This window comes from Saccharothrix sp. ALI-22-I (assembly GCF_001984175.1).
Taxonomy (GTDB): Bacteria; Actinomycetota; Actinomycetes; order Mycobacteriales; family Pseudonocardiaceae; genus Actinosynnema.
Map to the genome: position 1 here is coordinate 19,833 of NZ_MTQP01000026.1, position 12,960 is coordinate 32,792.

Below are 12,960 nucleotides of genomic sequence, written 5' to 3' on the forward strand. Positions count from 1 at the left end.
GACCGGTCAGGTCATCGCGCGGAACTCCCGGCGATAATCCCTTGGGGACACGCGGAAATGCCGGGTGAACAACCGGCGCAGGTTCGCCGCCGTGCCCAGTCCGCTCTTGCGGCTGACCACTTCGACGGACAGGTCGGTGGTCTCCAGCAACGCCTGGGCGCGGGCCAGCCGTTGGTCGAGCAGCCAGCGCAACGGGGTGGTGCCGGTGGCCGACTGCACGCGCCGGAAGTAGGTGCGCGTGCTCATGCCGGCGCGGCGCGCCATGTCGTCGACGGTGATCGGCCGGTCGAGGTTGCCGATGGCCCACTGGAGCGCCGGACCGAGGGTGTCGGTGTCGTCGGCGGGCAGGTTCTGCTCCACCACCTGCGCCTGCGTGCCCGCGCGGTGGGCGTGCACGACAAGGCGGCGGGCGAGCTGGTTGGCGACGTGCGCGCCCAGGTCGCGGCGGACGATGTGCAGGCACACGTCCAGGCCGGCGCTGACGCCCGCGCCGGTGAGGACCGTGCCCTCGTCCACGTAGAGCACGGACGGGTCGACGGTGACGCTCGGGTACTTGGCCGCGAGCAGGTCGGTGTGCAGCCAGTGCGCGGTGGCCCGCTTGCCGTCGAGCAGGCCGGCTTCGGCGAGCGCGAACGCGCCGTTGCACAGCGACACGATCCGCGCGCCGGACTCGTGCGCCCGGCGCAGCGCCTTGAGCAGCTGCGGCGGCATCTCGCGGTCGCCCTCGACGCACTCGTCGGGCACCGACGGCACGATCACCGTGTCCGCGCCGACGAGATCGTCGAGGCCCAGATCACTCCGAACACCGAAACCATTACCCGATCGGGTGCTTTCCGGGTGTTCGACGCACAGTCGGAAGTCGTACCACCGGTCGGCCAGATCCGGCTGCGGTACACCGAACACGGCGCAGGCGATCGCCAGTTCGTACAGCTCCATCGGCTGAATGTCGGTGTGGTCGAGCACAGCCACCGCGACCGAACCAGGCCCCATGTCCCCGATGGTATGGCAGGAAGCTTTCGATATGTGGCGCCGGCGGTGATTGTGCCGGTTCGGCCCAGCCTGGAAGCCTTGGCGCGAAACTCGACCTGAAGAAGGACTTTCGCACCGTGACGATTCCCTGGCCAGACCTGCCCACCGAGGTTGCGACCGAAGTGATCGGCGTGCTCGACAAGGGCGTGGACCGGGACTGGTCCACCACCGCGGGCGGCACCCGGATGAGCTGCCGGCAGATGCTCGACCACATCACGCTCGCCGTGACCGGGTACGCGGGACTCCTCATCGCGCGGCCGCAGCCGGACCGGCCCCGGTACATCGCGCTGCGCACCGGCAACGACCGCAACGCGTCGGTGCCGGAGTGCTTCGAGTCGATCACGATCGCGGCGACGCTGCTGTCGCACACGGTCCGGGCGACGGGCCCCGACGTGCGCGCCTACCACTCGTGGGGCACCTCGGACGCGCCCGGCTTCGCCGCGATGGGCGCGGTGGAGATGCTGGTGCACACGCACGACGTGACCAGCAGCCTGGGCCTGGACTGGACGCCGCCGGACGACCTGGCCGCGCAGGTGGTGGCCCGCCTGTTCCCGAACGCGCCCACCGACCAGCCCCCCGGCCTGGCCCTGCTGTGGGGTTGCGGCCGGATCGCCCTGCCCGGCCACCCGCAGTTCCCGCGCGAGCGCTGGCAGTGGTACGGCGAGGTCCGCTGACCCGCAACGCCGAAAGGGCCCGACCTCCCCGGTCGGGCCCTTTCGCGTCGATCGAAGGTCAATCGAGGTAGGTCAGCAGCACCGCCGCGGCCGGGCAGCCGCCGACCACCGAGTCGGCCGCCTCGATGTCCTCCGGATCATCCAGATCGGACACCGCGGCCTCGCCGAACCCCTGCTCGTCGAGCCGGAACAGCTCCGGCGCCAACGCGTGGCACAGGCCGGAGCCCTGGCACTCGGCCTTGTCGACCGCCAGGTGAGCCCGCATCACCGCACCGCCGGGCCGAGTTCCACCGGCAGCGCCGCCAACGACCGCACCAGCCAGCTCTCCACCCACCGCACGTCGGACCGCGGCACGGCGAGCTTGAGCTCCGGGAACCGCCGGAACAGCGCGGGCACCGCCGTGCCGACCTCCAACCGGGCCAACGCCGCGCCCAGGCAGTTGTGCAGCCCGTGCCCGAACCCGAGGTGCCGCATCCCCTTCCGGGTGATGTCGAGCCGGTCGGGCGAGTCGAACTGCTCCGGGTCCCGGTTCGCCGCCAACGTCGAGGCCAGCACCGGCGACCCGGCCGGGATGAGCACACCCTGGAACTCGGTGTCCTGCTTGGCGAACCGGAACAGCGTGGTGCTCAACGCGCCTTCGTAGCGCAGGAACTCCTCCACCGCCGACGGCGCCAGCTCGGGGCTGTCCTGGAGCAGCTTGAGCTGGTCCGGGAAGTCCAGCAGCGCCAACGCCGAGGACCCGATCACGCCGCGGGTGGTGTCCAGCCCGGCCATGATCATCACCGAGATCATGGCCAGCAGCTCGTGCTCGGCCAACCGGTCGTCACCGTCACGGGCCTGGATGAACGTCGAGGTGAGGTCGTCGCTGGGGTTGTGCCGCTTCTCCTCGATCAACTCCCGCCCGTACTCGCCGACCTCCTGGAACGCCCGCTTCCGGTCCTCCTCCAGGTCGGGGTCGGTGCTGAACGCGCGGTCGATGGCGTGCAGCACCTCGCGGAACTTCTCCAGCGACAGGCCCAGGATCTCGCCCAGCACCTCGGCCGGGATGGCGGCCGCGAACTGCATGACGTCCGGCGCGTCGGACTCTTCGAGCCGGTCCAACGCCCGTGACGTGATCCGCGCGGTGGTCTCCCGCCACTGCTCGATGCGGCGCGGCGTGAACGCGCTCATCGCCAGTTTCCGCACCCGCGTGTGGTCGGGCGGGTCGAGCACGGTGACGATCGACTCGACCACGGTGCCCGCGCCGAACACGAGGCCCGCGGCCCGCGCCGCCTCCCCGGCCCACGAGGCTCCCGCGGTGCTGAAGCGGGCGTCGCCGAGCAGCGCCTTGACGTCGGCGAAACGACTGAGGAAGAACGTCGGCACCTCACCCGCGGGGAAGCGGAACTCGTGCACCGGCGAGTGGACCCGCAGCCAGTCGAACGCCGGATACGGGTTCTGGTAGTAGTCCGGTCCGAACAGCGACGGCGACAATGCCGGAGCGACCATCGAAGGTCTCCTTCGAAAAGATTCCCGATTCGCGGCCGACGTTAGGGCGAATCGTTCACACGACACCCAGAGGTCGGTCACCGCACGGTCATCGACGCACGTCGTGTACTGCCGATTACCGGCGTGTGGAACGGCCGGTGACACCCCGCCCGAAAGCTGGGCGCATGACCAGCAGGTTGGAAGAATTCGAACTCACCGGCGACGCGACCAGGCAGACAGAGCTGTACGTGCGCGCGTTCAACTCCGGAAATGTCGAGTGGGTGCACAGCCTCTACACCGAGGACGCGGTCGCGGTGTGGGAGCCGGGTAAGCCGCTGACCGGCGAGGCGCACCGCCGCAACGTCGAGGAGGCCATCGCCCGCGGCGCCTCCATGCAGGCCAAGACGCGACACGCGTTCGTCACCGGCGACACGGCGCTGCTGATCGTCGACTGGACCATGGACGCCACCAACGAGGAGGGCGTGGTCGAGCACCTGTCCGGCGTGGGTGTCGACGTGCTGCGGCTCGGCGAGGACGGCAAGTGGCGGTACGCGATCGACGACCCGTACGGCGAGGAGAAGTGACCATGACCCAGGACTCACGTTCGGTGCTGGACGCGGTGCGGGACCTCGTACCCGTGCTGCGCAAGAACGGCCAGCAGGCCGACGAGGACCGCTGGCTGCCGGAGGAGAACATCGCGCTGCTGGAGGCGGCCGGTGTGTGGCGCATGTCGGTGCCCAAGCGGTTCGGCGGCCTGGAGATGGCGTTGGCCGACCAGGTCGAGGTGATCACCGAGATCTCCCGCGGCTGCGGCACCACGGGCTGGGTGACCGGCGTGTACGTCGGCAGCGCGTGGGCCGCGACGCTGTACCCGGACCGGACGCAGGCCGAGGTGTTCGCCGACGGCTCGGTGCGGATCTCCATCGGTTTCGCGCCGACCGGCAAGGTGACCAGGACCGACGGCGGCTGGATCCTCAACGGCCAGTGGCGGTTCAACTCCGGTTCCAAGGGCGCGCACTACAACATGGCCGCCGCGGTGTACGAGACCGAGGACGGCGGGCACGGCGAGGTCCTGTGCCTGGTGCCGATCCGGGAATTCACCTTCGTGGACGACTGGCACGTGATGGGCGGCTCGGGCACGGGCAGCGTCACGACCGTCGCCAAGGACGTGTTCGTGCCCGACCACTACGCGGTGGACTTCGAGCCGCTGATGGTCAGCGACACCCCGGACCGCACCAACGGCGGCGCGGACGGCCGCAACTACGCGCTGCTGGCGCTGGTCCTGGCGGGTGGCGCGGCCACGTCGCTGGGCATCGCCAAGGCGGCCTACGAGCTGTTCCTGGAGCGGCTGCCCGGACGGGCGATCACGTACACGCCGTGGGAGGACCAGAAGCAGCACCCGGTCACCCAGATCCAGGTCGCCACGGCCCGCAACAAGATCGACGCGGCGGAGGCGTTGTCCCGCGGCTACCTGAAGATGCTCCAGGACCGGGCCGACGCGGGCGTGCAGCCGACGGACGAGGAGAAGGCGATCGTCCGCGGCCAGACCGGGTTCATCCACCAGCAGGCCAAAGAGGCCGTGGAGCTGCTCTACACGCTCAGCGGCGGCTCGGTGATCCAGCGCAGCGTGCCGTTCCAGCGGTTCTACCGCGACATGCTCGCCTTCACCCAGCACGCGCTGGTGAACACGAACGTCAACCTCGAAATCCAGGGCCGCGTGCTGCTCGGCCTGGACCCCGCCACCCCGTACCTGTGAGAGGAGTCCGCCCGATGACCGCGATCGCGATCGACCACGACAAGCCGGACCTGACCGGTGACACCGAGACGCAGAACGACATCTTCCTGCAAGTGTTCAACTCCGGTGACGGCGCGCTGTTCGACCGGCTGTACCGGGACGACGCCATCTCGAACTTCTCCGGCGAGCCGCTGACCGGTGAGGCGCGGCGCAAGTTCTTCGTCGAGTTCATCGGCGCCAAGCCGGTGCTGGAGGCGCGGGTGACGCACTCCTACGTCGCGGGTGACGTGGCGCTGATCGGCGTGGACTTCAGCGTCAAGGGCACCGGCCCGGACGGGCAGCCGTTCACCATCGAGGGCAAGTGCACCGACGTGCTGCGCCGGGTGGAGGACGGCCGGTGGCTGATGGCGGTCGACCGCCCGGTGGCGGCCGGCGGCCTGCTGCCCGAGTGACCTCGGCACGAAACGGAGCCCCGACCCGGTCCAGCGGGTCGGGGCTCCTTCTTGTCGCTAGCCGGCGGTCCGGTGGAACTTCCCACCCTGATAGACCATGGACGCCGAGTGCGGCGATCCCAGTTCGGCGGACAGCACCCGACCCACGAAGATCGAATGCGTACCGCCCTCGTAGTCGTGCGCCAACTCGCACTCCACCCACGCCAGCGCGCCGTCCAGCAGCGGCGCGCCGGTCGCGGCGCCGGTGCGCACGGCCACCGACGAGAACAGCGCCCCACCGCGCGGGCGGGAGCTGTCCGCGAACCGCCGCGCCAGGTCCTCCTGGTCCGCGCTGAGCAGCGACACCGCGAAGCGGCCCGCCGCGGTGATCGACCGGTGCATCGTCGCCGTCCGCGCCACGCAGGCCAGCACCGTCGGCGGGTCCAGCGACAGCGACGTGAACGCGTTGGCCGTCATCGCGTTCACGTGCTCACCGCCCACGGTCAGCACGACCACCCCGGTGGCGAAGCGGGACATCACGCCGCGCAGCGACGGCGCCGCGACGGTCTCGGTTTCGGGCATACGGCACTCCTGAAGTCCGGGAACGGACGCCTATGACGTCTCGCTGAACCGATCCTCGCAAGCACCGGTCACTGCCGGTCCACCGTCGGTTCCCTGCTCCCGGCACCACACCACCGGCCGCCGGCCGAGGAACGCGACCAGCCGGTCGCTGGCGCACGCCCAGTCGGGGCACACCACCTCCGGCCCGAACTGCGGGTGCCGCGGCAACGGCATCACCAGCCGTGCCACGGCGAGCAGGTCGACCGCCAGGTCGCGCGGGATCACCGCGGGCAGGTCGCACGACCGCGCCACGTCCCAGCCGTGCACCGCGATCTCCAACGCGCCGGTGTTCGCCAGCACCATGCCGCGCACCGGGTACCTGCCGACCACGACGGTCGAGTCGTAGCCCGGCTCGTCCCACGCGTCGAGCAGCAGCGCGCTCTCCCGTTCGAACGTCCGCAGCACGTCGTGCACCTCGGCCGGGTCCGGTGACAGCGGCTCCGGGAACACGCACTCCTGCTCGATCGCCTCCCGCAGCGCCACCACCGACTCGTTCACGTGCCACAGCAGTTCCAGCAGGTCCCACCGCCCACACGGGGTCGGCCGCACCAACTGCGGCCGCCGCACCTGCGCGGTGACGTCGCGCGCGTAACGGGTAGCGCGTTCGAGCAGACCCTTCCGCAGGCCGAGGACGGCCAGCGGGTCCGTGCCGTCCATCACGCCGAGGTCGCCTCGCCGGGGTAGACCAGCGGGAGTCCGAAGGTGCCGAACAGGCTGCGGTCCTCGATGACCTCGATGCGCTCGAACCCGGACGCGGTGATGGTCAGCACGTCGATCGTGTAGGGGCGGAACACGCCGTCGTCGCCCGCCCGGTACACGCCGAAACCGGGTCTGCCGTTGACCGAGATCGGCACCATCCGGCACTGGCCGACGGCCGGGCAGTGCGCCAGGAACCGCACGATCGCCTCACGTCCCGCCAGCACCGTGTCCGACGGCCGCCGCTGGCACACCGCGTCCTCGGTGAGCAGGTACACCAGGGCGGTGATGTCGCCGGTCTCGAACGCCGCCGCGTACTCGGCGAGGAACCCGCGCAGCGTCACGTCGTCCGGCTCGGCCGCGTCCGCCACCGCGGGCGCCTGCGCCAACTGGGCGCGGGCCCGCCGCAGCATGCTGTGCACGGCCGCGCCGGAGGTGCCGAGCAGGTCGGCGATCTCGTTGGCCTGCCAGCTCAGCACGTCCCGCAGGATCAGCACCGCCCGCTGGCGCGGCGACAGGCGCTCCCACACCACCACCAGCGCGCGCTTGCGGTGCTCACGGGTGGCGACGATCACCGCCGGGTCGGTCAGCTCGGCCGCCTCGGCCGCCGTCTCGCGCACCGTGCGCTGCTCCTGCGGACCACCGGCGGGCCACTGCGCGCCGCCGTCCTGGTCCCGGTCGGACTCGGGGAACCCCGAAGGCACCGGCAGCCGCCGACGGCTCTCCAGGGCGTTGAGGCACACGTTCGTCGCGATCCGGTACAGCCAGGTGCGCAGCGACGAGCGCCCCTCGAAGTCACCGTAGGAGCGCCAAGCCCGCAGGAACGTCTCCTGCACCTGGTCCTCGGCGTCGTGCACCGAACCCAGCATGCGGTAGCAGTGCGCCAGCAGCTCGGCCCGGAACGGGTCTGCCAGCTTGGCGAAGTCCTCCGGACCACCGAGCATCGTGGCGGTCGCCAAGCCCTCTGTCCGGTCGTCGTGACGTGTCACCGATCCCCCTGTCCGCGCACAGTTTCCCTGCCTCACGGATGTAGACCAGCGTAGCGCCGAAAATTCGTCGCGGTCCGGCGACGAATTTTCCGACGGCCCCCGGTCTACCCCACTGTGTCAGAGCAAACGGCCGCTGCGCCTACCGACAACACGACCTCGACCACCCTCGACCCGCGCCGTTGGAAGGCATTGGCCTTGCTGTGCACGGCGTACTTCATGATCATCGTCGACTCGCAGATCGTCATCCTGGCGCTGCCGTCGATCGAGTCCGAGCTGACGTTCGGCCTCAACGGCTCGCAGTGGGTGATGAGCGCCTACCTGCTCAGCTTCGGCGGGCTCCTGCTGTTCGGCGGGCGGACCGCCGACCTGCTCGGCGGGCGCAAGATGTTCATGATCGGCACCGCCCTGTTCCTCGTCGCGTCCGTGGTGTGCGGATTCGCGTGGACCGGCGGCGTGCTGATCGGCGCCCGCGTCGTGCAGGGCGTCGCGGCGGCCATCATGGCCCCCACCGCGATGGCCGTGCTGATGGCGACCTTCCCGGAAGGCAAGGAGCGCAACCGCGCCATCGGCGTGTGGACCGGCGTCGGCGCGTTCGGCGCCACCGCCGCCCTGCTCGTCGGCGGCTCCATCACCCAGGGCCTGGGCTGGGAGTGGATCTTCTTCATCAACATCCCGCTGGCCGGCATCGTGCTGCTGGTCGGCCCGAAGCTGCTGCGCGAGACCGCGATCCGCGAGGGCAAGAAGTCCTACGACCCGTTCGGCGCGGTCACCGTGACCGGCGCGCTCGTCCTGCTGGCCTACGCCGTCGTCGAGGCGCCGGTCGTCGGCTGGGGCTCCGGCCAGACGCTGGGCGTCCTGGCGGGCGCGGTGGTGCTGTTCGCGCTGTTCCTGTTCGCCGAGCGCAGCGCCAAGGCGCCGCTGGTGCCGCTGCGCGTGTTCCGGCTGCGGTCGCTGGTCAGCGGCAACCTGATGACCATCCTGGTCTCGATGACCATCTACGGCGGCGCGCTGATGATGTCCATCTACGCCCAGGAGGTGCTCGGTTACTCGGCCGTCGTGTTCGGCCTGAGCACCGCCATCTACGCGTTCATGTCCGTGGTCGGCTCCAACCTGGCCGGCCCGCTGACCACCAAGTTCGGCTACAAGAAGGTGGCCGTGCTCGGCGCGACCGCGCTGTCGGTGGGCGCGTACCTGCTGTCCCGCGTCACCGCCGACGGCAACTACTGGGCCGACCTGTTCCCGGCCATGGTCGTGTTCGGCTACGGCATCGGCACCACGGTGGTGGCCTCGGCGATCGCCGCGCTGTCCAACGTGCCCGCCAACGAGTCGGGCCTGGCCTCGGGCATCAACAACTCGGTGTTCCAGATCGGCGCCGCCTTCGGCATCGCGCTGTGCACCACGGTGTCCGTGGCCTACACCGACAGCGGCGCGGCCGACGCGAAGGTCGGGCTCAACGAGGGCGTGCAGGCCGCGTTCCTCACCGCGTTCGTCTTCGCGGCGGTGTGCCTGGTGATCGCCATCATCCTGAACCTGGTCCGCGAGCGCTCCACCAAGCCGACGACCACCCCGGTCGTCACCGGCGGGCACTGACGCCCGTCACCCTCGACACGCGCGGCCACGGTGGTGCCCCCAGTCACCCCCCGCCGCGCCGCGATGGGTGGGCAAGACCCTTCGAATGGGGTCTTGCCCACCCATACCCTCGTACCGAGATAATGACAGATCCGTTCAATCAACTGATTCATCGCGGCTGTTCACGGTTTAATCAGTCCGCTGGACGGACTATGCGACACCCGTCCGGGCGGTGATACGCTGGTGATGGATCTGGGGAGGATCGGGCGGAACTGGGGATGCCCGACGGAGATCGTGTTTTTCGGGAAACCGCAGTACACGCATGATTCGGCGTGCCAACACCTGACAGCGGCATCCAATCAGTCCGGCGGTTTCCGGTCGCACGGGATGTCGACGAGGTCATAAGCGCATGCCACTACCACTGGGGGTATGGTGCGTTTCAATCTGCTGGGACCGATGGAAGTCATCTTAGACGGCACACAGATGCCACTGGGCGGAGCAAAGCAGCGGGCGACACTGGCGTTCTTGCTGATGAACCCCAACCGCGTGGTGGCCACCAGTCAATTGTTAAGAGCGCTGTGGACCGAAGACATGCCGAAGTCCGCGCGCAAGATCCTGCAGAACGCCATCTGGGGACTGCGCAGCCTGCTGACCGCGGACGGTGAGGACAACGGCGCCGTACTGGTGACCCAGGCGCCCGGTTACCTGTTGCAGCTCGACCCCGAGAAGATCGACGTGCACGTGTTCCTCCGCCTGGCCAAACAGGGCCGGGCGTTGTTGCCCACCGACCCGGACGAGGCCGCCCGGCTGCTGCGCGAGGCATTGGCGCTGTGGCAGGGCCCGGCGCTGGCCGACCTGGTCGAGACCGGCATCGCGTGGCCCGAGCTGACGTCGTTGCAGAACGCCCGGCTGGACGCGATGGAGGACTTCTTCGACGCGGAACTGGCCCGGGGCCGCCACCAGGCCACGATCGACCAGCTCGAACTCATGGTCGAGAACGAGCCGCTGCGCGAACGCTCCTGCGGCCAGCTCATGCTCGCGCTGTACCGCAGCGGACGACAGGCCGACGCGCTGCGCGTCTACGGTCGGGTGCGCGCCGCCCTGGTCAGCGAACTCGGCCTGGAGCCCGGTCGCGAGTTACAGACCTTGCAAAGCGCCATCCTCAGCCACGACCCCACGTTGACCAGACTGTCCCGCTCCGCCGCGCCCGTGGTCGTGGAGCAGCCCGCGACGTCGATCGGCCGGTACACCACCGAGGTCGGGGTGGTGATGATCAAGGCGCAGCCGTCCGACACCCTCGCGGACCACGACCTGCTGGACCTCGTCGCCCGGGTCGCCCGGGAGCAGGTCGAACACTTCGGCGGCACCGTCGCCGCGTCCATCGGCTCGGTGTCACTGGCCCTGTTCGACCAGCACGAAGCGGGCGGCGCGGGCGAGTTGCGGGCGGTCCGAGCCGCGGCGGCGATCAACGACAGGCTGGTGGGCGCGGCCCGGCACGCGCTGACGTTCCAGGCGGCGGTCACCGTCGGGACGGTGCTGGTGCCGGACGGGTCCAGGCCGGGCGACCCGGCGTCCACGGTGAGCCGCGCTACCCTCGCCGACTGCGAGAACCTGCTGACCCACGTGCCGATCGGCGAGATCTGGGTCAGCGAGCGGGCCCGCCGGTCGACCGCGTCGGCGGTGGCGTACCAGCGGGTGACGGGGACGTCCCTGTCGGCGTGGCGGGTGCTCGACGCCGACCCGTTCCGCCACGACCGCGACGCCACCGACTCCGGCGACGACCGGCGCAAGCACGAACTGGACCTGCTGGGCGGCCTGCTGGGCCTGGTCCACGTGCGCGACCAGCCGCACCTCGTGACGCTGGTGGGCGCGCCGGGCACCGGTAAGTCCCGGCTGGTGGACGACTTCGCCCGACTGGTGGCCGAGAACCAGGCGGTGGACCTGCTGCGCCTGCCGAGCCCCGCGGACCCCTTCGGCGACGGCATCAGAACCGTCCAAGCCAGGATCATCGCCGCGCACTGCGGCATCCACCCCGAGGACACGCCACCGGCGGCCGACGCGAAACTCGGCGAGGCCGTCGCCCAACTCGCCGGCACACCCGGCGACATGAACTACGTCATGTCCGCCCTCCGACCACTGATCGGCCTGGAGAAACCGGACCCCGGGGCCGAGCCGCGCTCACGCGAGATGTGGCGCCGTTTCCTGCGGCAAGCCGAACTGCCCAACCCCATGGTGATCCTCCTGGACGACCTGCACCGGGGTTCGGACGAACTGCTGGACATGGTGGACGACCTGACCGACTGCCGACGAGACCTGCCCCTGCTGGTGGTCGCGGCGACCCGACCGAACCTCCTGGAACGCCGCCCCGAATGGGGCCTGGGCAAACACCACGCCACCACCATCACCCTGAACGCACTGCCGAAGACAACGGCCCGCAAACCGACCGGCCGAACCGCCGCGTGCCACAGCCACCACCTCCACAACAGCGTCCGCGTACCGCTACCGGAAGCCCCCATGCCGCACTCCGCCTGACCCGAGCACAATCCGGCCCAGCCGTCGACCGTCCGATCCCCACCGACGTGGATCGGACGTACCCGGCACAGGCGGTTCAGGCCGCTATGCCCACCGGTGGTCGGTGGAGAAGGTTCTGCCTCGGCCGCTGTGCCGGATCGACATGGCGGGGCGGAACGAACGCCGGCACACCACCCGTCATCGTGATCGACCACAACGAGTGGTGAATCACACTGTGGTGGGCACGACACAACAACACGAGATTGCCCAAATCCGTGTCGCCACCGTCCGCCCAATGCTTCACGTGGTGCGCGTCGCACCACTTCGGCGGACGCGGACAACCCGGGAACGCACAACCCCGATCACGGGCGTGCAACGCCTTGCGCTGCGCCACACTCACCGTCCGCTTCGCCCGCCCCAGATCCAGAATCTCGGACGCCGCACCCAGCACCACCGGGATGACCTTGGCATCACACGCGATCCGCCGCGCCTGCGCCGCACTGAGATAGTGGTCGCCGTCGAGCACCGCATGCCCCACACCACGCCGCAACGTCTCGAAATCCACCGTCACGCTGATGTGCGGGCGTTCCCCCGCCTCCGAGGGCAGGTGCTCCGACCGCGACGCCAGACCAACCAGGTCGCCGAACGCTTCACCCAACCGACGCGCCCGATCCTTCGGACCATCCGGACGCGGCTGCGACAAGGGTTCGAGCATCGCGGTGAACCTCGCGCCGGTCTCCGCCGACAACTCACCCCAGAACTCCACCCGCCCACCCGGCAGATCCCGCACATAGAGCACATCGGCGGGTTCGGCCTCCGGCTCGTCCAACTCGTCGACCGCATCCTGCTCGACCCGATCCCGGATGCGGTCGGCCAGTTGCCGCACCACCCTCGGTTCGACCGAGCGGGCGGCCTCGACCAGCGTCTCCTCCGACCAGTCGGGCAGCCGCAACTTGTCGACCGCCCGCGTCAACTCCCGCAGATGACCATCCGACAACTCCTGCTCCGCCAACGCCGCACCAGCCACCGGATGCAGCGGCGACAGCGACTGTCCGGTCGGGCTGACCGACGGCAGGAACAGGTCGACCTGCCTGATCCACTGCTCCACCTCGGCCGGATTCACCCGCAGCAACCGTTGGTAGGAATCCAGGTCATAGCCACACCGCAACACCTGGGCCAACAACTCCAACCGCTGCCGATGCATCGCCCGCATCGACGCCTCGACATCCGCCGCCGCG

At 70.0% G+C, this 12,960-nt stretch carries 13 protein-coding genes; 6 read left to right on the forward strand and 7 right to left on the reverse strand.

All coding sequences use genetic code 11. The features are described 5' to 3' along the window. Positions 1-6 precede the first annotated feature (6 nt). Complete coding sequence (locus tag ALI22I_RS01680) at positions 7-990, reverse strand: GlxA family transcriptional regulator (protein WP_077003804.1); 984 nt, start codon at positions 988-990, stop codon at positions 7-9. Positions 991-1,106: 116 nt separating this feature from the next. On the opposite strand from ALI22I_RS01680, the gene ALI22I_RS01685 reads away from it, so the two are divergent. Then, on the forward strand, positions 1,107-1,703 hold the full coding sequence (locus ALI22I_RS01685; protein ID WP_077003805.1) for a hypothetical protein: 597 nt from the start codon (positions 1,107-1,109) through the stop codon (positions 1,701-1,703). Between the two features lie 58 nt (positions 1,704-1,761). Here ALI22I_RS01685 and ALI22I_RS01690 read toward each other — a convergent pair whose 3' ends face one another. Both ALI22I_RS01690 and ALI22I_RS01695 read right to left on the reverse strand, forming a co-directional pair. Next, a complete protein-coding gene (locus ALI22I_RS01690) occupies positions 1,762-1,968 on the reverse strand; it encodes a ferredoxin (RefSeq protein ID WP_077003806.1) in 207 nt (68 codons plus the stop codon). Then, positions 1,968-3,191, reverse strand: coding sequence for a cytochrome P450 family protein (locus tag ALI22I_RS01695; protein ID WP_202970560.1), 1,224 nt, complete (start codon positions 3,189-3,191; stop codon positions 1,968-1,970). The genes ALI22I_RS01690 and ALI22I_RS01695 overlap by 1 nt, the downstream gene beginning before the upstream one ends. A gap of 164 nt (positions 3,192-3,355) precedes the next feature. On the opposite strand from ALI22I_RS01695, the gene ALI22I_RS01700 reads away from it, so the two are divergent. Genes ALI22I_RS01700 through ALI22I_RS01710 form a run of 3 tightly spaced genes read left to right on the forward strand, consistent with a single transcriptional unit; the run spans position 3,356 to position 5,357 of the window. After that, positions 3,356-3,754: a YybH family protein gene (locus tag ALI22I_RS01700; RefSeq protein ID WP_077003807.1), complete on the forward strand. Its 399-nt coding sequence runs from the start codon at positions 3,356-3,358 to the stop codon at positions 3,752-3,754. Positions 3,755-3,756: 2 nt separating this feature from the next. Further along, complete coding sequence (locus tag ALI22I_RS01705; protein WP_077003808.1) at positions 3,757-4,926, forward strand: acyl-CoA dehydrogenase family protein; 1,170 nt, start codon at positions 3,757-3,759, stop codon at positions 4,924-4,926. A 14-nt stretch (positions 4,927-4,940) separates the two neighbouring features. Further along, positions 4,941-5,357 (forward strand): YybH family protein, encoded by a 417-nt coding sequence (locus tag ALI22I_RS01710; protein ID WP_077003809.1) that lies wholly within the window; start codon positions 4,941-4,943, stop codon positions 5,355-5,357. 57 nt (positions 5,358-5,414) lie between these two features. On the opposite strand, the gene ALI22I_RS01715 is transcribed toward ALI22I_RS01710, so the two are convergent. Genes ALI22I_RS01715 through ALI22I_RS01725 form a run of 3 tightly spaced genes read right to left on the reverse strand, consistent with a single transcriptional unit; the run spans position 5,415 to position 7,642 of the window. Beyond that, the gene (locus ALI22I_RS01715; protein ID WP_077003810.1) at positions 5,415-5,918 is read right to left on the reverse strand and encodes a flavin reductase family protein; all 504 of its coding nucleotides are present in this window, start codon (positions 5,916-5,918) and stop codon (positions 5,415-5,417) included. A gap of 30 nt (positions 5,919-5,948) precedes the next feature. Further along, positions 5,949-6,614: a TIGR03086 family metal-binding protein gene (locus tag ALI22I_RS01720; protein ID WP_077003811.1), complete on the reverse strand. Its 666-nt coding sequence runs from the start codon at positions 6,612-6,614 to the stop codon at positions 5,949-5,951. Then, on the reverse strand, positions 6,614-7,642 hold the full coding sequence (locus ALI22I_RS01725; protein ID WP_238598010.1) for an RNA polymerase subunit sigma-70: 1,029 nt from the start codon (positions 7,640-7,642) through the stop codon (positions 6,614-6,616). Before ALI22I_RS01725 ends, ALI22I_RS01720 begins: the two co-directional genes overlap by 1 nt. Positions 7,643-7,756: 114 nt before the next feature. Here ALI22I_RS01725 and ALI22I_RS01730 point away from each other — a divergent pair, with 114 nt between their 5' ends. Continuing rightward, positions 7,757-9,232, forward strand: coding sequence for an MFS transporter (locus ALI22I_RS01730; protein WP_077003812.1), 1,476 nt, complete (start codon positions 7,757-7,759; stop codon positions 9,230-9,232). 435 nt (positions 9,233-9,667) lie between these two features. Beyond that, positions 9,668-11,743, forward strand: a complete 2,076-nt coding sequence (locus tag ALI22I_RS48440) for a BTAD domain-containing putative transcriptional regulator (protein WP_202970562.1) — start codon at positions 9,668-9,670, stop codon at positions 11,741-11,743. Between the two features lie 76 nt (positions 11,744-11,819). On the opposite strand, the gene ALI22I_RS01740 is transcribed toward ALI22I_RS48440, so the two are convergent. Next, positions 11,820-12,960 (reverse strand): HNH endonuclease signature motif containing protein (locus tag ALI22I_RS01740; protein ID WP_238598011.1); only part of this gene is annotated, 1,141 nt, incomplete at its 5' end.

Excerpts from the sequence above, each read along its gene's own strand:
- ALI22I_RS48440 (WP_202970562.1), top strand. The coding sequence starts at position 9,668 with ATGGAAGTCATCTTAGACGGCACACAGATGCCACTGGGCGGAGCAAAG.
- ALI22I_RS01695 (WP_202970560.1), bottom strand. The coding sequence starts at position 3,191 with ATGGTCGCTCCGGCATTGTCGCCGTCGCTGTTCGGACCGGACTACTAC.
- ALI22I_RS01690 (WP_077003806.1), bottom strand. The coding sequence starts at position 1,968 with ATGCGGGCTCACCTGGCGGTCGACAAGGCCGAGTGCCAGGGCTCCGGC.
- ALI22I_RS01710 (WP_077003809.1), top strand. The coding sequence starts at position 4,941 with ATGACCGCGATCGCGATCGACCACGACAAGCCGGACCTGACCGGTGAC.
- ALI22I_RS01715 (WP_077003810.1), bottom strand. The coding sequence starts at position 5,918 with ATGCCCGAAACCGAGACCGTCGCGGCGCCGTCGCTGCGCGGCGTGATG.
- ALI22I_RS01705 (WP_077003808.1), top strand. The coding sequence starts at position 3,757 with ATGACCCAGGACTCACGTTCGGTGCTGGACGCGGTGCGGGACCTCGTA.
- ALI22I_RS01700 (WP_077003807.1), top strand. The coding sequence starts at position 3,356 with ATGACCAGCAGGTTGGAAGAATTCGAACTCACCGGCGACGCGACCAGG.
- ALI22I_RS01680 (WP_077003804.1), bottom strand. The coding sequence starts at position 990 with ATGGGGCCTGGTTCGGTCGCGGTGGCTGTGCTCGACCACACCGACATT.
- ALI22I_RS01720 (WP_077003811.1), bottom strand. The coding sequence starts at position 6,614 with ATGGACGGCACGGACCCGCTGGCCGTCCTCGGCCTGCGGAAGGGTCTG.